Origin of the sequence: Actinoplanes sp. NPDC048988 (assembly GCF_043197815.1) — a bacterium.
In the GTDB taxonomy this organism is placed as follows: domain Bacteria; phylum Actinomycetota; class Actinomycetes; order Mycobacteriales; family Micromonosporaceae; genus Actinoplanes.
This window is the reverse complement of the sequence record NZ_JBICTW010000012.1, coordinates 257,557-276,928: the sequence shown is the minus strand read 5'-3', so window position 1 is coordinate 276,928 and position 19,372 is coordinate 257,557. Positions and strand designations below refer to the sequence as shown.

At 71.1% G+C, this 19,372-nt stretch carries 15 protein-coding genes; 9 read left to right on the top strand and 6 right to left on the bottom strand.

Annotated features, from left to right (window positions below; all coding sequences use genetic code 11):
* Positions 1-133: 133 nt before the first annotated feature.
* A complete protein-coding gene (locus tag ACGFJ7_RS31800; RefSeq protein WP_392645422.1) occupies positions 134-1,300 on the top strand; it encodes an NAD-dependent epimerase/dehydratase family protein in 1,167 nt (388 codons plus the stop codon).
* 311 nt (positions 1,301-1,611) lie between these two features.
* Entirely contained in the window at positions 1,612-2,913 is a 1,302-nt protein-coding gene (locus tag ACGFJ7_RS31795) for a hypothetical protein (RefSeq protein ID WP_392645466.1), read from the top strand.
* 4 nt (positions 2,914-2,917) lie between these two features.
* Here ACGFJ7_RS31795 and ACGFJ7_RS31790 read toward each other — a convergent pair whose 3' ends face one another.
* On the bottom strand, positions 2,918-4,186 hold the full coding sequence (locus ACGFJ7_RS31790; RefSeq protein ID WP_392645420.1) for a YbiU family protein: 1,269 nt from the start codon (positions 4,184-4,186) through the stop codon (positions 2,918-2,920).
* A gap of 87 nt (positions 4,187-4,273) precedes the next feature.
* Here ACGFJ7_RS31790 and ACGFJ7_RS31785 point away from each other — a divergent pair, with 87 nt between their 5' ends.
* Positions 4,274-5,356 carry an ROK family transcriptional regulator gene (locus ACGFJ7_RS31785; RefSeq protein WP_392645419.1) on the top strand — a complete coding sequence of 361 codons (1,083 nt, stop codon included), beginning with the start codon at positions 4,274-4,276 and terminating at the stop codon, positions 5,354-5,356.
* Positions 5,357-5,432: 76 nt separating this feature from the next.
* On the opposite strand, the gene ACGFJ7_RS31780 is transcribed toward ACGFJ7_RS31785, so the two are convergent.
* From ACGFJ7_RS31780 to ACGFJ7_RS31770, 3 genes are read right to left on the bottom strand one after another with little or no spacing between them, the layout of a single operon-like run.
* A complete protein-coding gene (locus ACGFJ7_RS31780; protein ID WP_392645417.1) occupies positions 5,433-6,776 on the bottom strand; it encodes a flavin monoamine oxidase family protein in 1,344 nt (447 codons plus the stop codon).
* Positions 6,773-7,774: an agmatine/peptidylarginine deiminase gene (locus tag ACGFJ7_RS31775; RefSeq protein ID WP_392645415.1), complete on the bottom strand. Its 1,002-nt coding sequence runs from the start codon at positions 7,772-7,774 to the stop codon at positions 6,773-6,775. Before ACGFJ7_RS31775 ends, ACGFJ7_RS31780 begins: the two co-directional genes overlap by 4 nt.
* A complete protein-coding gene (locus ACGFJ7_RS31770) occupies positions 7,771-8,682 on the bottom strand; it encodes a nitrilase-related carbon-nitrogen hydrolase (protein WP_392645413.1) in 912 nt (303 codons plus the stop codon). Before ACGFJ7_RS31770 ends, ACGFJ7_RS31775 begins: the two co-directional genes overlap by 4 nt.
* 84 nt (positions 8,683-8,766) lie before the next feature.
* On the opposite strand from ACGFJ7_RS31770, the gene ACGFJ7_RS31765 reads away from it, so the two are divergent.
* Positions 8,767-9,387, top strand: coding sequence for a TetR/AcrR family transcriptional regulator C-terminal domain-containing protein (locus ACGFJ7_RS31765; RefSeq protein WP_360259982.1), 621 nt, complete (start codon positions 8,767-8,769; stop codon positions 9,385-9,387).
* The gene (locus ACGFJ7_RS31760; protein ID WP_360259979.1) at positions 9,374-10,153 is read left to right on the top strand and encodes a hypothetical protein; all 780 of its coding nucleotides are present in this window, start codon (positions 9,374-9,376) and stop codon (positions 10,151-10,153) included. Before ACGFJ7_RS31765 ends, ACGFJ7_RS31760 begins: the two co-directional genes overlap by 14 nt.
* 793 nt (positions 10,154-10,946) lie before the next feature.
* Here ACGFJ7_RS31760 and ACGFJ7_RS31755 read toward each other — a convergent pair.
* Positions 10,947-11,180: a hypothetical protein gene (locus tag ACGFJ7_RS31755; RefSeq protein ID WP_392645411.1), complete on the bottom strand. Its 234-nt coding sequence runs from the start codon at positions 11,178-11,180 to the stop codon at positions 10,947-10,949.
* A gap of 209 nt (positions 11,181-11,389) precedes the next feature.
* Between ACGFJ7_RS31755 and ACGFJ7_RS31750 the strand changes: the two genes are divergently transcribed.
* Positions 11,390-14,746, top strand: a complete 3,357-nt coding sequence (locus tag ACGFJ7_RS31750) for a family 16 glycoside hydrolase (RefSeq protein ID WP_360259975.1) — start codon at positions 11,390-11,392, stop codon at positions 14,744-14,746.
* Here the strand turns inward: ACGFJ7_RS31750 and ACGFJ7_RS31745 are convergent.
* On the bottom strand, positions 14,743-15,690 hold the full coding sequence (locus ACGFJ7_RS31745) for an endonuclease/exonuclease/phosphatase family protein (protein ID WP_392645409.1): 948 nt from the start codon (positions 15,688-15,690) through the stop codon (positions 14,743-14,745). The genes ACGFJ7_RS31750 and ACGFJ7_RS31745 overlap by 4 nt on opposite strands.
* Before the next feature lie 86 nt (positions 15,691-15,776).
* On the opposite strand from ACGFJ7_RS31745, the gene ACGFJ7_RS31740 reads away from it, so the two are divergent.
* From ACGFJ7_RS31740 to ACGFJ7_RS31730, 3 genes are read left to right on the top strand one after another with little or no spacing between them, the layout of a single operon-like run.
* On the top strand, positions 15,777-16,454 hold the full coding sequence (locus ACGFJ7_RS31740) for a response regulator transcription factor (RefSeq protein WP_392645408.1): 678 nt from the start codon (positions 15,777-15,779) through the stop codon (positions 16,452-16,454).
* Positions 16,447-17,964, top strand: a complete 1,518-nt coding sequence (locus ACGFJ7_RS31735) for a HAMP domain-containing sensor histidine kinase (protein ID WP_360259971.1) — start codon at positions 16,447-16,449, stop codon at positions 17,962-17,964. The genes ACGFJ7_RS31740 and ACGFJ7_RS31735 overlap by 8 nt, the downstream gene beginning before the upstream one ends.
* Positions 17,965-18,019: 55 nt before the next feature.
* Positions 18,020-19,360 carry a DUF2079 domain-containing protein gene (locus tag ACGFJ7_RS31730; protein ID WP_392645407.1) on the top strand — a complete coding sequence of 447 codons (1,341 nt, stop codon included), beginning with the start codon at positions 18,020-18,022 and terminating at the stop codon, positions 19,358-19,360.
* The last annotated feature ends 12 nt before the right edge of the window (positions 19,361-19,372 follow it).

The following is a 19,372-nucleotide window of genomic DNA, read 5'->3' as shown; positions in this document are numbered from 1 at the left end:
GAACGCCGAAGCTATGCCCGGTCGGCGCCCCCGGATCTTACGGAACGCGAACGTCACCGCCAGTCCTTACGAAGCGCTGACGGATCGGCTCGCACCGCCGCACCACCCGGCCAGCGAACCTATGGTCACCGCCATGGCCCACATCCTCGTGACCGGCGGCGCCGGATTCATCGGCTCGGCGGTCACCGCAGCCCTGACCACCGCGAACCACCAGGTTTCCGTACTCGACAGCTTTCATCCGGTGGCGCACACCAGCCCGCCGGAAGTACCGGACGGCGTCACACTGCACCGGGCCGACGTACGCGACCCGGCAGCCGTCCGCGAGGCGCTGCGCGGCGTCGACGCGGTGGTGCACCAGGCCGCGCTGGTCGGGCTCGGCGCCGGGCCCGGCGACCTCCCCGAATACGTGAGCTGCAACGACCTCGGAACGGCGGTGCTGCTGGCCGCGATGAACGAGGCCGGCATCCGGCGGCTGGTGCTCGCCAGCTCGATGGTGGTGTACGGGGAAGGGAACTACCGCTGCGAGCGGCACGGGGCGGTCCGGCCCGCCGCCCGGGAAGCGGCCGAACTGCTCGCGGGACGATTCGAACCGCCCTGCCCGGACTGCGGGTGCCCGCTGAAACCAGGACTGGTGGACGAACAGACGCCGGTGGATCCGCGCAACGTGTACGCGGCGACGAAGGTGGCGCAGGAACACCTGTGCGCGGCGTGGGCGCGGGAGTGTGGCGGTACGGTGGCGGCGCTGCGCTACCACAACGTGTACGGGCCGGGCATGCCGCGGGACACGCCGTACAGCGGGGTGGCGGCGATCTTCCGGTCGGCGCTGGAGCGGGGCGAGGCGCCGCAGGTGTACGAGGATGGGGGCCAGTTACGGGATTTCGTGCATGTGGACGACGTGGCGGCGGCCAATGTCGCGGCTCTGGACGCCGTGACCGCACTGGCGGGCACACGCGAGTTTTCCACAGTGCCGGCTTGTCCACAGCCCACCAGCACGATCATCGAAAATTCCGGGAGAATGGCGTCGGGGGCTTCCCCCTTGGGAGGGTGGGCTCCGTGGGGTGGTGGATTTCGGGCGTTCAACGTCGCCTCGGGGCGGCCGACCACCGTCGGTGAGATGGCCGGGGCGCTCGCGGACGCCTTCGGCGGCCCTCGCCCGCACGTGACCGGCCGGTTCCGGCTCGGCGACGTACGCCATGTTGTGGCCTCCCCCGCCCGCGCGGCGGCCGAGCTCGGCTTTCACGCCGTGGTGCCACCCGTCGACGGTCTGCGGGAGTTCGCGTGCGCGCCCCTGCGCGGCTGATCCGCCGCCGCAAGCCCGTCCCGAACGGCAGTCCCGACCAGAATGCGCCGTCGCACGGCGACCCCGACCGGAATTCACCGCACGGCGACCCCGACCGGAATTCGCCACACGGCGACCCCGACCGGAATTCGCCACACGGCGACCCCGACCGGAATTCGCCACACGGCGACCCCGATCAGAAGTCGCCGTCGCACGGCGGCCGGCGCCGCGAACCCTTGCCGGACAGCGACCCGGCACAGCTCTCACCCTCGCGCCGGCGCGAGCCTTTGCCGGACAGCGACCCGGATCAGAACCGCGGCGGCCGGCGCAACGTGTCGCCACGGTTGCTCAAGTTGTGGCCGTCTTCCCGGGCCGACCGGTGGGCGCTGGCCGCGGTGGCCGGGCTGGTCGCGCTGGCGGCGGCGACCGGCGCGGTCCTTGGGCTGGCCGGGCGGCCGGTGCACGCGTCGGCCGCTCCTCTCTTCGGCCATGTGCTCCCGCACGCCGGGCCGGGCACCCCGGCCGCGATCGCTGTCGCCCTGGCGGTGATCCGGTGGGGTCCGCGCCTCGCGGAGCGGGTGCCGTGGCGGACGCTGCTCGCGGCGACCTGGGCCGCCGCGACCGCGTGGACGTTCGCCCTGGCGCTGGTGGACGGCTGGGGGCGCGGTGTCGCGGGGCGGCTGACCACGCCGTACGAATATCTCGCCGAAGTGCCCGGCGTGACCGACGTTCCCGCCATGCTGCGGGGTTTCGAGGGCCGCATCCTGGACGGCGGCCCCGACCCGTGGACCACCCATGTGGCCGGGCATCCCCCGGGGGCGCTGCTCGCTTTCGTCGGCCTGGATCGGATCGGGCTGGGCGGCGGCGCCTGGGCGGCGGTGTTCTGCATAGTGGCCGGGGCCTTCGCGACTGCGGCGATCCTGGTTACCGTGCGGGCCTTGGGCGACGAGCGAGCGGCCCGGACCGCGGCCCCTTTTTTGGTTCTCTTCCCCGGGGCCGTCTGGGTCGGCGCCTCGGCCGACGGCCTCTTCGCGGGGGCGGCGGCGGGCGCGATCGCGCTGTTGACCGTCGGCTTGTCTCGTCCTTCGCCGTGGGCGGTCGCCACCGGCGGGGTGGGGCTGGCCGCCTGCGCGTACCTCTCCTACGGCCTGGTTCTGCTGGCGCTGCCCGCCCTCGCGGTGGTCGCGGTTCGCCGCACCCGGTGGCGGCTGCTGATCTGGGCCGTTCTGGGGGCGGCCGCGGTCGTGGCGGCGATGACGCTGCTGGGTTTCGCGTGGTGGCACGGCTATTCGCTGGTACGCCTGCGTTACTACCAGGGTCTGGCCTCCGACCGCCCGTACGCGTACTGGGTGTGGGCGAATCTGGCGGCGTTCGCTCTCTGCGCCGGCCCGGCCGCGGCCCCGATCCTGCGCCGTGCCGCCCGCGCTCCACTTGTCGCGGCGTGGGCGGCGGCCGCTCTTTTGGCGGACCTGTCCGGGATGAGCAAGGCCGAGGTCGAGCGGATCTGGCTGCCGTTCGCGGTCTGGCTTCCGGCCGCGGCAGCGCTGCTGCCGCGGCACGATCGACGGTGGTGGCTGGCCGCGCAGGCCGTCACCGCCCTGCTGGTCAACCACCTGGTGCTGACCGCCTGGTGAGATCTCAGGCCAGGCCGAGGCCGCGGCGGCCGATGTCGTTGAGGTCGCTGGGCTGGAAGCGGTCGGGCCATTCGCGCTCGTAGTGCTCGGCCGGGAAGTCCGAGGGGCTTTCGCCCTTGGCGAAGGCGTCGCGGACGTTGGCGGCGTACTTCTCGTTGCGCGGGCACCACGGCGCGGCCGGGATGTACATGACGTTGCCCCAGCCCTTCTGCGCCTCGACCGGGGCGACGCTGTGGATCATGTCGCAGTGCCACCAGACGGAGTCGCCGGCGCGGACGTCGGGGATGCCGGACAGGGCCTCCATGAGAGGGGCGTGCCATTTGTGGCCGGCCGGGAAGACCTGGTTGACGGTGACGCCGCACATGTCGTCGTCGGGAACGTCGGACAGCAGCGGGCGCAGCATCAGGTACGCCATCGCCTCGGGGATCGGGACGGTGTGCAGTACGCCCTGGTCGTGGTCCATGTCGGACAGGGCGGTCCAGCCCTGGAACGTGCGGAAGGCCGAGCACATCGTGGAGCCGGGGTACTGCGGTCCGTCGGTGCGATGGGCGGCGTCCCACGGGTCGTACTGCTCGACGCTGCCGTCGAACAGGTGCCGGAAGGCCTGCTGGTAGGCCTGGGTCATCCACAGGTCGAGGGTGCCCGGGTCGAGGTGTGTGCCGAGGCCGGCCGAGTCGGCGCCCTCCGGGCGGCGGCGGATCCGGTCGGGGTAGAGCGAGTCCCGGTTCGGGTCGAACCACTGCGTGCCGTCGGGCGCCGTGTGCTTCCACTGGCTGTTGAGGAAGGCCTGCACCGTGGCCATGCGCTCGCTCTGCCGGGCCTGCATCTGCGCGTGCGACCAGTAGATCGGGTAGATCTCGGGTTTGGAGCCGACGCTGCCGAAGAAGTCGTCGCCGGGACCGCGGTAGTTCTCGAAGAAGCGGTTGCCTTCGACGTAGTCGACGATGTCCTGGTCCCAGCGCAGCGCCTGCTCCCGCTCGAAGTGCCCGCGCACGACGAGACAACCGCGCTTCTTGAGCAGTTCCGTGGGGGCGGTGCCGGCCTCGATGTCGGCGTAGTCGACGACCGGCCAGATCTCCTCGCCGCGGCGGCGGGTCGCGACGATGTCGTCGATGGCGGCCTGCACGCGCTGTTCGACAACGGCGAAGACCTCGTCGACCGTACGGCCGGACGCCTCGATGCGAGCGCGCAGCGCGGCCTTGATCTCACGGGTGGCCGCGGCCAGGTCGGCGGGAGTCTCCTCCCAGTGCGGCAGAGCGGTGATGGCCGGCACGGCGCCTCCTTCTAGTCAGGTCTCCTTACTTGAATGACGGTACGTGTCGCTTTCATTCTGGGCAAGCCCCCTTACTAGAATCGGCACGTGGAGACCAGCGACGAGCACGTACTGCGTACGCTCATGCGCCACCGCCGCCTGACCCGCGCCGAGCTGGCCACCGAGATCGGCATCTCGAGGCCGACCGCCGGCGAGAGCGTGCGCCGCCTGGCCGCGCGCGGCCTGGTGGCCGACACCGGCGAACGCACCCCCGGCGGCCGGGGGCGAGGCCGGGTCGGGTCGTACTACGCGCTCTCCCCCACGATCGGCGTCGCCCTGGCGGTCACCATCGCCCCGGAGGGCGTCGTCGCCGAGTGCGTCGACGTCTACGGCGACGTCGTCGGCCGCGCCGCACGCCCGGCCGACCCCTCGAAAGTCGCCACCGCGATCTCCGCGGCCGCCCAGCAGGCGCGCGGCGAGGACGGCCCACCGATTCGCCTGGCCGTCGTCGGTGCCGCCGACCCGGTCGACCGGGCCACCGGCCGGCTGGTTCACCTGCCCGACGCGCCTTTCCTGGTCGGCGAGCTGGACCCGGTCGCGATCCTCGGCCGCTTCGTGGACGGCCCGATCATCGTCGACAACGACGTGAACTGGGCGGCCCTGGCCGAACGCGATCGCCACGGGGCCGGCGACTTCGCGTACCTCTACCTGGGTGAGGGCCTGGGCTGCGCCATCGTCAGCGACGGCGAGGTGCGCCGCGGCCACACCGGCCTGGCCGGCGAGATCGCCCACATGCTCACCGTCGGCCCGGACGGCCGCGCGATCCGTTTCATCGAGCTCTTCGGCGAGCTGGACCTGCGCCGCGAACGCTCCGACGGCACAGGAGCACGCGGCGACAAGACGGCGATCGACGTAGACCGGCTGCTGACGAGCGACGCCACCACGCGGGCAGCCCTCGGCTCCGCGGTCGGCGGTGTCGTCGCCGCCGTGATCGCCCTGGCCGATCCGCGCGAGGTGGTGATCGGCGGCCCGTGGGGGCCGGCGCTGGTGGCCGAGATCCGGGCCGCCACCGAGCGGATGCCCCGGCACGTACCGGTCCGCGCCGCCGCCCTGGACGACGAGCCGGTGCTGGCCGGTGTGCGCGCCGAGGCCATCGACCGCTTACGCGCCCTGGTGGCCGCCGGCGAGTGAGTGTGATCAGCGAGCGCCGTCCCCGGTGCGCTCCACGCGAGGAGCGGCGTCAGGGCGGCCGCCTGACGCCGCCCGACTACCGCTGCTCGACGATGGCGGCCGCGGCCGCCTCGCCCATGCGGATCGCGCCGTCGACGTGCTGGAAGCCCAGGCCGGCCACGTCGCTGCTCACGAAGGACAGCGGGCCGACCGGGGTGCGCAGGTGACGGCCGTAGCGGGTCAGCGAACCGATGTCGAAGCTCGTTCCGAAAGCGCCCGCCGTCCACTCGTCGGACTGCCACGGGCTCTCGTAGTACGCCACCGGCGACAAGGCCCCGGGGCCGTAGTACGCGGCCAGCGACGTCAGCACCTCCTCCCGGCGGGTGCCGGCGTCCAGGGCGAGCAGGGCGTCGGCGCGCACGTCGGAGACGAAGCCGACCAGGATGCCCCGGTCGTCGCCGGCCACGTCCTCGTTGCTGTTGTCGTACGCCTCGTGCACCAGCGCGTACGGGCTGAACGCCGTTCCCGACAGTCCCTCCTCGCGCCAGAACGGGGTCTCGTACGTGATGTGCAGCTTGACGACCAGCCCGAAGGACTGATGCTGGCGCATCTGCGCCTGGACCGGCGGCAACGCCGGCGCGAAGCGGATCCGGTTGACCAGCGTCGGCGGCACCGCCAGGACGACGTGGCGCGCCCGGTAGCCGCCGGCCACGGCCGACGTGCCGTCCCACGAGATCTGGTCGACCGGCGTGGAGAGCCGAACCAGGCCCTCCAGACGCGCGGCCAGCCGCAGCGGCACCTCCTGCAGCCCGCCGTCGACGCGGCGGTCGAGGATGAAGTCGGCGTCGAGCAGGTGGGCGAAACCTCCCGCGCTGGCCGCCATCAGCACCGCCGACAGCGCCGAGAAAGTGTGCGCCGGCTTGGTCAGCATCGCCGGGCCGATGTAGAGGCCGATGTTGTCGCGCGCCTCCTGATCGCTGGTCTGCGACGAGAGCCAGTGGGCGAACGACATCTGGTCGAGTTCCACGGCCAGCGGGTGGTCCCACGGCACGAGCGGATCCATCTGCGCGGCCAGCCGGTCGAGTTCGGCGGCCACCCGTTTGATCTCCACCGCCGTTTCCGCCGGCACCGGGAACGCGTCACCGTGGAACGTCTTGCGGACGCCGTCACGGCCGATGTAGACCGACTCGCCCGAGCGGTACCGCGGATACGTCGTCAGTCCCAGCTCGTCGATCATCGCGAGCAGCGCCGTCTGGTCGGGCGAGACCCATTGACCCCCGATCTCCAGCCGTACGCCGTCGACGGTCTCCGTCAGCAGGCGCCCACCGACCCGGTCGCGCGCCTCGAGGACGACCACGTCGAGGCCGGCCTCCCGCAGGCGCACGGCCGCGGTCAGGCCGGTCACTCCGGCGCCGACCACCACCACATCCACGTCGTTCACGGTTCCACCCTCGGTTGCTGCTGTGTGATGCAGTGAATACCCCCGCCGCGCGCGAAGATCACACGCGCGTCGACCCCGACGACGTTCCGTCCCGGGTACGCGGCGGCGAGCACCTCGAGCGCGGCCGCGTCCCGCGGGTCGCCGAACGTGCCGGCCACCACCCCGCCGTTGCAGACGAGATGGTTGACGTAGCTGTGGTCGACCGGCCCGTCCCCGTCCGCCAGCCGTTCCGGCGCCGGCAGCTCGACCACCCGCCACTGGGCCGGCAGCGCGTCGCGGAGCGCCGCGCCGATCGCGTGGTCGGGGTGGTCCGGGGACGGCTGGACGTGCAACAGCACGGTCCCCGGCGACGGCACGGTGGCCACGATGTCGACGTGCCCGCGCGTGCCGAACTCCCCGTAATCCCTGGTCAGGCCCCTAGGCAGCCACACCACATCGCGTACGCCCAAGGTACGCCGAAGTTCTCTCTCGACGTCGTCCCGGCCCCAGCCGGGATTGCGGCCGGGGTCGAGCTGCACGGTCTCCGTCACGAGGACGGTCCCGGCGCCGTCGACGTGGAGGCCGCCGCCCTCGTTGACCATCGCCGAGTCGATCACCGTGGCGCCGGCCCATTCGGCGACCCGGCGGGCGATCCGCGCGTCCTTCGCCCAGCGGGCCCAGCTCTGCTGACCCCAGCCGTTGAACACCCAGTCGACAGCGCCCAGCCCTTGCGGGCCCACGACGAAGGTCGGCCCGATGTCGCGCATCCACGCGTCGTCGAGCGGCGCCTCGAGCAGTTCCACGTCCGAGCCGAGCCACTTGCGGGCGTGTGGCACCGCGCCGGGGTCGACCACCATGCGTACCGGCTCGAACTCGGCCACCGCGAGAGCCACGGACGCCCAGGCGCGCCGGGCCTCGTCGGCGTCCTCGCCCAGCGTGTATCCACTGGACGGCCACGCCATCCAGGTGCAGTCGTGCGGTTCGGTCTCGGCGGGCATCCGCCACGGCGCCGGCGTCACGCGAGACCTCCGTACGTCTCAGGTCGCCTGGTCGTGAAGAACGGGAAAAGGGTGAGCCAGTCGCGGCGCTGATCGAGGTCGAGGTCGGCGACGAGCACGGCTTCGGAGTCGCGAGGGGCCTGGGCGAGGATCCGGCCGTACGGGTCGGCGATGAAGGAGGAGCCGTAGAAGCTGATCCGGCCCTCGTCGCCGGTGCGGTTGGGCACGGCGATGAACAGCCCGTTGGCGATGGCGTGACCGACGATCACCTGCTGCCACAACGGCTGCGTGTCGAAGTGCGGGTGATCGGGTTCGGAGCCGATGGCGGTCGGGTACGCGAGCAGGTCGGCCCCGCCCAGCGCGTAGAGGCGCGCCACCTCGGGGAACCACTCGTCCCAGCAGGTCGGCAGCCCGAGACCGACATCGTCGAGGCGATGGACCGGGTACGCGTCCTCGGCCGGCCCGGGACGGAAATACTTGTCCTCCACGTACCCCTCGGTGACCGGGATGTGGGTTTTGCGGGTACGCCCGAGCACCCGGCCCTCGGGGCCGACGAGCACCGCGGTGTTGTAGCCGAGCGCGTCGGTCCCGTTCCTCTCGTACAGCGAGGCGTGGACCGGAATGCCGAACTTGCGGGCGGCTTCGGCCGCGAAGGACACCGTCGGCCCGGTCAGGAGGTCTTCCGCGGCGTCCGACGGTACGCCCGTGGGCTCCTCGAAGGCCGGATAGCGCGACAGCGTCAGCTCCGGCAGGAAGACGATCTGCGCACCGTCGGCCGCCGCCTGCCCGATGCCGCCGAGCAGCGCGTCCTTGAGCTCGCCGGCGTCCGCGCGCCACCGGTGCTGGACGAGGCCGATCCGCAGCGGCGGCCGGGCCGGCTCGTGCACCCGGGCGGGCGAGTCCCGCGGACCGGAGCTGATCAGGCGCATGTCTTCTTCCTCGCCGTCGGGGGACAAACGAATGTCGTTCGTTTTAGTATGGTGGTCGTTCGAGCGCTTGTCGAGGGGAGTTCCGTGGGGCGACCGGCCACGCCGAAACTGTCGGTCAGCAAGATCGCCACGACGGCGCTGAAGCTGGTGGACGCGCAGGGCGAGTTCACGATGGGCGAGGTCGCGGCCGCCCTGTCCGTACGCCCGTCGTCGCTCTACAACCACGTGGCCGGCAAAACCGAGATCGTCGAGGCCATGCGGGCCCGCGTCTTCGCCGAGGAACCCTTCACCCGGCGCGAGGCGGCCTGGGACGACGCCCTGCGCGCGCTGCTGCGCCACTACCGCGACGCCTTCGCCCGCCACCCCCGGCTGATCCCGATGCTCACCGCGCACACGGTCTCCTCCCCCGACGTCGTGCGCATGTACGACGACATCGCCACCGTGCTCAGCGACGCCGGCATCCCCACCGACCGCCTGCTCGACGTCATCACGGTGCTGGACAGCTTCGTCATCGGCTCGGCCCTCGACGTGGCCGCCCCCGACCAGGTCTGGGACAAGTCCAAGGCCCGCACCCCCGTCCTGCTCGCCGCCATCGAGGCCGCCGGCCAGGGCCGCCCCCGAGCCGACCGCGCCTTCGAACTGGGCCTCGACCTGCTGCTCACCGCCCTCCGAGATGACGATTGCGGCGGTCATGAAGCCCTCTGATCATCTCGGCGAGCCTCTCGCGGACGCGGTTCTGGCCGACGGCGTCGTCCACAAGACGGCCGGCCCGTGGACGCCCGCGGTGTTCGCCCTGCTCAAGCACCTGGAGCGGGTCGGCTTCGCCGGAGCACCGCGGGTGGTCGGCGACGGATACAGCTTCATCCCGGGCGAGTCTCCCCATCCGCACGCGTGGCCGGACGAGGCCGTCGGCGGCGTGGGAGCTCTGCTGCGCGGCCTGCACGACGCGACGGCAACGTTCACCCCGCCCGCCGGCGCCGTCTGGAAGCCGAACTGGCTACGCGACCTCGGCGGCGACGACATCGTGATCGGCCATTGCGACACGGGGGCGTGGAACATCGTCGGCCGGCACAGGCGGCCCGACGCGTTCATCGACTGGGAGTTCGCCGGCCCGGTGGATCGGCTGTGGGAGCTAGCCGAGACCGTGTGGCTGAACGCCCAGCTCGTCGACGACGACGTCGCCGAGACGCAGGGCCTGCCCGACGCCGCGACCCGCGCCCGCCACGCCCGGGCCATCGTCGACGGTTACGGCCTCCCCCGGTCCGCACGAGACGACCTGGTCGACCGCCTGGCCGACGTGGCGATCCACAGCGCACGCCACGAGGCGCTCGCCGAGGGCGTGACGATCGACAGCACCGCGGCCATCGCCGCCAACGGCTACCCCACCCTGTGGGCCATCACCTGGCGAGCCCGCAGCGCCTCATGGATCGCCCGCCACCGCCCCATGCTCCGCCAGGCGATCAGCGGATGAGCTCGCCTCCTCGGCAGGCGTAGGACTTTTCACCGCATCCCGCGCCGTCCAGACCGCGAACAAAGCCGATCACCGTGTGCGGCGCGCATTTCCGGACCCGGGTAGCACCGCTTCGAACCACTCGAAAGCGTGAAGATTATTCCGAACCAGCGACGCTCGCCCCTCGTATTCATCATTGAGCGGAGCGCGGTGGATTGATCCTTTTCTTATCCTGGTAAATCCTGCCTTGTGACCATAGAAGCGACAGGCGTAGCGTCGACGCAGAATTGAATTCCTTCTCACCTCACTCCCCATACAGGAGCCTCCAATGCCCAATTCCGCGCCACAGCCTTGCGATGCCCGAACCGCTAATTTCCGTCTCGGGACGCCGAACTTCGGGGCCAGTGCCAATTTCTCGTGGCCAATGGCTTCTTTCGGGACCACGATCGAAACGCCCAGCGGATTCAAGGTGACTCATTCGTTTCGCAGCACGAACCGCAGCGACGTACGAGATGTCGCGCTCGACTCGCTCCGGGCCGCCCTGGAGGCGGCGAACAGGATCGAAGCCATTGTGGCCACGCTCCGATCCGGCTATTCCACTCAGCTCAGCGGTTCACAGCAGAGGCAGATCGCCTTCTAATTGAACTTCCCGCCGAGCTGATCACTTCGGCCGGCCGCTAGCTTTCGCATCTCCGCCCGCCGGATAGGCCTTCCCCCTATCTGGCGGGCTAATCGCGTTCACCGTGACGCCGCAAAGCGTTCTCATCGTATAAGTACAGGTGGCTGGGTGAAACGACGACTCACTGAGGTGATCTCAGCGAGGAATCGATGGGTAGCGGTGCGCGATTCGCCCTTCACGCTGGTGTTTTTCGGCGCAGCGGCCAGTGGTGAAGACCTTCCCGTCGGGGATGACGTGGGACCAGCCGTCGGCGGCAGCGCGACGCAGGGTGTCGTGCAGGCCCGATGCGGTCACGGCCAGGACGCGGGCGGCTTCGTCGCGGCAGCGGTAGGCGGTGACCCTGGAGACGCCGATGCCTGCGGCGAGCACGGAGAGGTTATCGCCCTCGCCGCAATCGGCAAGTAGGTGAACAGATATCGCGCTCCTTGCTTCGTATAGTGCCTGGCCAGCGGCGGGATGCGGGACCGGCCGTAATCGGAAACAAGACTTTTCGATGAATGTGCCAAAGTTGTTTACTCGCGTGCAGAAGTGGGCCTACGGTGGCGGCCATCGATACTCGTCGAGGTCTGGACGGTGCTATGAGGAAGAAGCCGTTTGCCCTGCTCGCTGCCGTCACCCTGGTGGGACTGGTGCCCGCTCTGCCCGCCGCCGCGGCCGTGCCGCCGCAAGAAGCGGGTGTCACCCTTCGTACGTTCGACCTGCAGACCTCGCGTGACTCGATCTGCACGCTCAAGGCCGGGCAGACGCCCAACGTCGACAAGAAGATGCCGGCGATCAACTGGACCACCTCGGCCGACTTCGGGCTGGAGGACCGGTTCCAGTCCGAGGTGATCGGGAACGTCACCATCACCACCGCCGGGTCGTACGGGTTCCGGCTGACCAGCGACGACGGGTCCCGGCTGCTCATCGACGGGACCACCGTCGTCAACAACGACGGCGCGCACGGGCCCACCGCCGTCGAGGGGTCCGTCACCCTCACCACCGGGTATCACGGGCTGCACATCGACTTCTTCGAGCGCGACGGCGGCCAGCAACTGACCCTCGAGTGGCGGCCGCCCGGCGCCACCGCGTACACCCTGGTACCCGCCAGCGCCCTCAGCACCGACGCCGGTGTGGTGCGGGTGACCGCGCCCGGCAAGAAGGAGTGCGAGGGCGCCGGGGACAGCCCGGGCGACGGCCTGCCCCTGACCGGCGTGCACCCGGGCTACACGCTGACCAACCTGCGGCCCACCGGCTTCCAGCCGCAGGTCAGCGCCATGGACTGGTTCCCCGACGGCCGCCTCGCCATCGCCACCTGGGGTGGCAGTGACACCGTGGCGGGCGAGGTCTACGTGCTCAGCGGGGTCACCGGCACGACGTCGCCCAGCCAGGTGACGTACAAGAAGATCGCCTCCGGCCTGCGGGAACCGATGGGGCTGAAGATCGTCGACGGGAAGATCTATGTGTCGCAGAAGCACGAGCTGACCGAGCTCGACGACACCAACGGCGACGGCGTCATCGACCAGTACCGGCGGGTCGCCACCTGGCCGTTCGACGGGAACTTCCACGAGTTCGCGTTCGGGCTGCTGTACCAGGACGGGTTCTTCTATCTGAACCTGTCCGTGTCGATCAACCTGGGCGGCGCCACCACCGATCCGCAGGGCTCGCCCAACCGCGGGACCACGCTGAAGATCAACCGGTCGACCGGGGCCGTGCAGTACGTCGCCGGTGGGCTGCGCACGCCGAACGGCATCAACTTCGGGCCCGAGGGGGACATCTTCGTTCTGGACAACCAGGGCGGGTGGCTGCCCGCCTCGAAGCTCGTGCAGATCAAGCAGGACCGCTTCTTCAACCACTACACCAACCCGGACGGGCCGTTCGATCTCCAGCCGGTCACCCAGCCGGTGCTGTGGCTGCCGCAGAACGAGATCGCCAATTCGCCGAGTACGCCGGTCATGCTCAACTCGGGTCCGTACGCGGGTCAGATGCTGTTCGGCGACGTCACCTACGGTGGGCTTCAACGGGCGTACCTGGAGAAGGTCAACGGCCAGTACCAGGGCGCGGTCTTCCGGCTCACCCAGGGCCTGGAGATGGGTGTGCTGCGGCTGAGCGTCGGCCCGGACGGCGCGCTCTACGCGGGCGGGCTCGGCGCCGGCGGCAACTGGGGCCAGGAAGGCAAATTGACGTACGGGCTGCAGAAGCTCACGCCGAACAACGCGAGCGTCTTCGACATCAAGGCGATGCGGGCGGTCGCCGGCGGTTTCGAGCTCGAGTACACGCAGCCGGTCTCGGACGCGACCGCCGCCCAGCTGGCCGCCCGGTACCGCGCCGAGCAGTGGCGGTACGTGCCGACGCCGGACTACGGCGGCCCGAAGGTCGACGAGGAGGCGCTGCCGGTCACCTCGGCCACCCTGTCGGCCGACCGGCTCAAGGTGACGCTGAAACTGTCGGGGCTCAAGCCGGGCCGGGTCGTGCACGTCCGCTCGCCGCGGCCGTTCACCTCGGCGTCCAACGCCTCCCTGTGGAGCACCGAGGCCTGGTACACGCTGAACAGCCTGCCCGACGGCACCACGCTGAAGTCGGACCGGGTGGAGGCCGAGTGGTCGGGTCTGAGCGGCAGCACGTCGGTGGCCAAGGACCACACCGGCTACACCGGTTCGGGTTTCTCGGCCGGGCACGGCGCGGCCGGCTCGGCGACGACGTTCACGCTGAACGTGCCGTCGGCCGGGGCGTACCCGATCTCGCTGCGCTACAGCAACGGCCCGAACCCGGCCGCCGGGACCAAGACGATGAGCCTGTACGTCAACGGGACCCGGGTGAAGCAGGTCAGCCTGGCCGACACCGGCAACTGGGACACCTGGGCCGCTCTCAACGACACGGTGACGCTGCGGGCGGGCGCCAACACCGTCTCGTACCGGGTCGACACCGGGGACTCCGGGCACGTCAACCTGGACAGCCTGACCGTCGGCGCGAACGGTCCGGGCGGCACGAACAAGACGGGCACGATCACCGGGATCGGCGGCAAGTGCCTCGACGTGGACAACGCGACCATCACCGACGGGGCCAAGGTGCAACTGTGGACCTGCAACAGCTCGACCGCGCAGAGCTGGACGCGGGAGGGCGACACCCTGCGGGCGCTCGGCAAGTGCCTGGACGTCGACAACGGCGGCACCGCCAACGGCACCAAGGTGCGGCTGTGGACGTGCAACAACAGCGCCGCCCAGGTGTGGCAGGCCCAGGCCAACGGCTCGCTGCTGAACCCGCAGTCGGGCAAGGTGCTGGACGCGGCCGGCGGGGCGAGCGCGGACGGCACCGCCGTGCAGCTGTGGGAGTGGGCCGACGTCGCCCAGCAGCGCTGGACCCACAACGGCCCGAGCCGGGTCACGCTCTTCGACGGCGCGAGCCTGAACGCCTTCCGCAACGCCGACGGCAGCGCGCCGGCCTGGCCCGTCTCCGGCGGTTCGGCCGAGGTGCTGGGTGGAGACCTCAGGACCAAGCAGTCGTACGGGGATTTCAAGCTCCACGTCGAGTTCTGGCTGCCCAACCTCCCCGCTGACGTGACCGGTCAGCAGCGCGCCAACAGCGGCATCTACCTGCAGGACCGCTATGAGGTGCAGGTCCTCGACACGTACGGGAAAGCGGTCCTGGCCAACGACGACAGCGCCGCGATCTATCTGAAGCGCGCGGCCACCGCCAACGCCGGCACCGCGCCGGAGACCTGGCAGACGTACGACATCACGTTCCGGGCCGCCCGCTGGAACGGCACCACGAAGACCGAGGACGCCCGGGTCACCGTCGTCTGGAACGGCGTCACCGTGCAGAACAACGTGACCATCGACGGCCCCACCGGCAACGGCGCCGCCGAGAGCCCGGCCGCCCTGCCGATCCGCCTGCAGGACCACGGCGACCCGGGCGCCAACGTCCGCTACCGCAACATCTGGATCGAACCGGCCTAGGCTCGCGCCCTCGGCAGGACCACCGCGGCCAGCACCATGCGGTGGTCACTGCCGGGCAGGTCGTACGCCGCGTACCGGTCGATCCCGATCGTCCGGTCGGCCAGCACATGGTCGATGGTGATGGGCGGGATCGTCCGGTCCGCGTACGGGCCCCAGCTCGGCACCAGGCCCTTGCCCAGGGTCGCCGCCGCGTCCCGGTAGCCGCGGCCGAGCAGGTCGCGCAGCTCCTTGTGGTCGAGGGTGGAGTTGAAGTCACCGGCCAGGATGCGGTCCGGCCCGGGCTGGTCCCGCAGGTCCCGCCGCCATTCGTCGAGCACTTCCAGCGCGTGCGGCGCCGCCGGGTGGACCGACTCGACGACGACCGGCTTCGCACCGGGCGCCGTCACCGTGCCGTACGCCTGCTGGAAGCCCCCGTAGTTGAGGCGGGAGCCGACGCCGGTGAGCGGATACCGCGAGTAGAGCGCCGACCCGGTGGTCCCGTAGGGATCCTGGAGGCGTTGCGGCGCGATCGACGAGTACGGCAGCAGCCGCTCGAGTCCCGCCCGGGCCAGCGCCGCCTGCCCGGCCGCGGTGAACTCCTGCAGCGCCAGCACGCCGACGTCCTCGTCCCGGACCCGCCGCACGATGGCCTCCGGATCGGCCCGCCCGATCAGCATGTTCGCGCTCAGCACGGTCAGCGCCACCCCGTCCCGGGGCCCGCGATCCCGGTCCGGCACGATCCGTCCCACCACACACCCGGCGAGCAGCGCGGTCGCCACTCCCGCCACCACAGCGGCGCGCCACTGCTTGCGCGCGACAACCACGGCGAGCGGAATCAAAGACGCGATTGCGGCGTACGGGGTGAAGGGCAGCACCACCACCACGGCCCCCGGACTCCACCCACTGATCCGCAGCAGAGCCCAGACCAGCCCCGGCACCACCACCACCCACGCCAAGATCTTCACGCCGCACACGGTAGAGAGACCGGACAACCCTCCCAACCTGAAACAGGCTTCAGGTTGCCGAGGGCATGAGCTGCGATGATGGCCCGGTGCGGCTGTTGGTGGTGGAAGATGAGCGGGAACTGGCCGAGTCTCTGCGTCGCGGTCTGGTTGCCGAGGGTTACAGCGTCGATGTCGTTCACGACGGGAGCACGGGGCTCGAGTACGCCCTGAGCGAGGGCTACCAGGCGGTGATCCTCGACCTGATGCTGCCGCGGCTGAACGGCTTTCAGGTGTGCGCCCGGCTGCGGGAGTCGCGGGTCGGCACGCCGGTGCTGGTGCTCACGGCCAAGGACGGCGAGTACGACGAGGCCGAGGCCCTGGACACCGGGGCCGACGACTATCTGACGAAGCCGTTCTCGTACGTGGTCCTGCTGGCTCGCGTGCGAGCCCTGCTGCGCCGCGGTGGCGAACACCGGCCGGTGGTGCTGACCGTGGGCGACCTGGTCGTGGACCAGGCGCGACGCCTCTGTTCGCGCGGCCCGACCCCGATCCCGCTGACCGCCAAGCAGTTCGCGGTGCTGGCCTGCCTCGCCCGCCGGGCGAACGCCGTGGTCAGCAAGGCGGAGATTCTGGACGAGGTGTGGGACGCGGCCTACGACGGCGACCTGAACATCGTCGAGGTCTACATCCGCGCGCTGCGCCGCGGCATCGACGTGCCGTTCGGCCGGCAGAGCATCGAAACGGTCCGCGGGGCCGGCTACCGGCTGGTGGACACCGATGCGTAGGCGCCGGCTGCCGAAATTGAATTCGGTACGGGTACGGGCGGCGGCCGCCGCCGCGCTGGCGGCCGCGTTGTGCTTCGGGGGCGGGGCGCTCTGGCTGCGCCACGTCATCTACACCAACGCCATGGCGGCGTCCGTCGAGACCGCCCGGCAGACCGTCCGCGGCGTCGCCGCGACCTACGACACCGCCGCGGCGCGATCCCAGGCCGAGTCGGGAGCCCTCGTCGACCGGACGCCGAGTCCCACCGCGGGGATGAGCGAGGAGGAGGTGAGTGCCCTCATCAGCCGCATGCCCGACGGTGTGAAGAACGACTCCTACAAGTTCCCGTTCTTCACGGACTCGTACGCGGTCGTCGACACGGGCGGCAAGGTCCTGCTGGCCCAGGAACGCATGGCCTACTACATCCGGGAGAGCGGCCTGACCTTCCCCATCAGGCCGCCGGACATGCAGGACGGCTGGACCGGCCGGGTCAGCGTCCTGCTGAGCCCCTCCCGCAACGGCGAGCGGGGGCACAAGCTCGACGGGCAGACCGTCACGCTCGTCGCGATGAACGTCGAGGACACCAAGGGGTACGTGGTGGCCACCGTCTACGCGCTCGCCTCGCCGCTGCGCGCGCAGAACGCGGTCGCCGGCGTCGACCGCTGGCTGATTCCCGGAGTGCCCGCGTCGGCCCTGTTCGTCGCCGTGATCGCCTGGCTGGTGGCGGGCCGGGCGCTGCGCCCGGTGGAGCGGATGCGAGCCGAGCTGGCGCGCATCACCGCGGCCGACCGGACCAGCCGGGTGCCCGAGCCGCGCACCGGCGACGAGATCGCACGGCTCGCGGTGACCATGAACGCCACCCTGGACCGGCTCGCCGACGCGGCCGAGCGGCAGCGGCAGTTCGTCGCCGACGCCGCCCACGAGCTGCGCAGCCCCCTGGCCGGCCTGCGCAACACCGTCGAGGTCGCCCTCGAACACGGCGAGGCCGCCGACCTGAACACCGTCCGGTCCACCACCGAGCGGCTGCAGCACCTCACCGACGACCTGCTCCTGCTCGCCCGCCTGGAACGGACGGCCCCGCCCACCGGGAAACCGGTCGACCTGGCCGCGCTCGCCGAGGAACTGGCCGGCGAACGCGGCCACCGGACCCCGCCGGACGACAGGTTCATCGTGGTGGCGCCGGAGCCGGCCCTGGTGATCGGCCGCGAGCAGGAACTGACCAGGCTGCTGGGAAACCTGCTGGACAACGCCGCCCGGTACGCCCGCGACCGCGTCACCGTGACCGTCACGAAAGCCGAACCGGGCCTGGTGCGCGTCGAGGTCCTCGACGACGGCCCCGGCATCCCGGCGGCGGAACGGGAACGGGTCTTCGACCGGTTCACGCGCGTCGACGAAGCCCGCGATCGCCGCCACGGCGGCGCCGGGCTGGGCCTGGCCATCGCCCGTGACATCGCCGTGCGCCACGGCGGAAGCCTGTCCGTGGCCGACTCGTCGGCCGGGGCGCGCCTCGTCGTCGAGCTACCGCGGACCTGAACATTCTTCAGATTGCTTCAGCGGGGGTTCAGCCGCGGCGCCGGAGTCTCCCGGCATGCCCGCGACCGCTCCACGAGCAACCACCCGGACGCCGTACCTCCTGGCCACCGCCCTGTTCCTCGCCTACGCGTGCTGGTCGGTCCAGCGGCATCGGCAGCTGCGGACCAGCGGCTACGACCTCGGCATCTTCGAGCAGGCGGTACGCGGCTACGCCGGCCTCGGCGCACCCGTCTCGACGATCAAGGCGCCCGGCTTCAACCTCCTCGGCGACCACTTCCACCCGATCCTCGCCGTCCTCGCCCCGTTCTACCGGCTCGCCCCCAGCCCGATCACCCTGCTCATCGCCCAGGCCGCCCTGATCGCGGCGTCCTCGATACCGATCACCCGGCTCGCCACCCGCGTCGCCGGCCGCCTCGCCGGGATGAGCGCCGGACTGGCGTACGGCCTGTCCTGGGGTCTGCAGTCCGCGATCGACTTCGACTTCCACGAGGTCGCCTTCGCCGTTCCCCTGCTCGCGTTCGGCCTGACCGCGCTGCTCGAACGCCGTTTCGCCGCCGCCGCCGCGTGGACGCTGCCGCTCATCACGGTGAAGGAGGACCTGCCGGCCACGGTGGCCGTCATCGGCCTGCTCGTGGCCCTGCGCGGCCGGCGCCGTCTGGGCGCGGCGATGATCCTGGTCGCGGTCGGCGCGGGACTCCTGATCGTCGGCGTGCTGCTGCCCGCGCTCAACCCCGGCCACGTCTACGCGTACGCCGGGAGCACCGCCCCCGACGGCCAGAACCCGCTGCAGCGCCTGTTCCTGCCCGCCGTCAAACTGCGCACGCTGCTCGAGCTTGCGGCGCCGACGCTGTTCCTCTCGCTGCGATCGCCGCTGCTGCTCGCCGCCGTACCGACGCTGGCCTGGCGCTTCTGGTCGACGAACCCGTCCTACTGGGGCACCGGCTTCCAGTACAGCGCCGTCCTGATGCCCATCGTCTTCGTGGCCTTCCTCGACGCGCTGCCCACCATCGGCACCGGCCGCCCGGCCCGGACGGCCTGCGTCGCCGCCCTGGCCGCGACGATACTGATCCCCGCACCGATACGCGGCCTCCCGGACCACTGGAGAGTCAGCCCCCGAGCTCAGCAGGCGAAACTGGCACTCGCCCGAATACCGGACGGCGCCCACGTCGCCGCCGACAACAAACTCGCGCCGCAACTCACCGCCCGCCGCACCGTCTACCTGTTCCCCGCCTACCCGCAGCCCGACGTCCGCCCCGAGTGGGTGGCCGTCACCACCCCGCCGGACACCAGCATGGCCGCCCTCGTGACGATGACCGCCGCCCTCGACCGCCTGCCGGCCTACGGCTACCGAGAAGCACTCCGAACCAACGACGTCATCATCTTCCACCGCCAGTGACATGACTGCCCG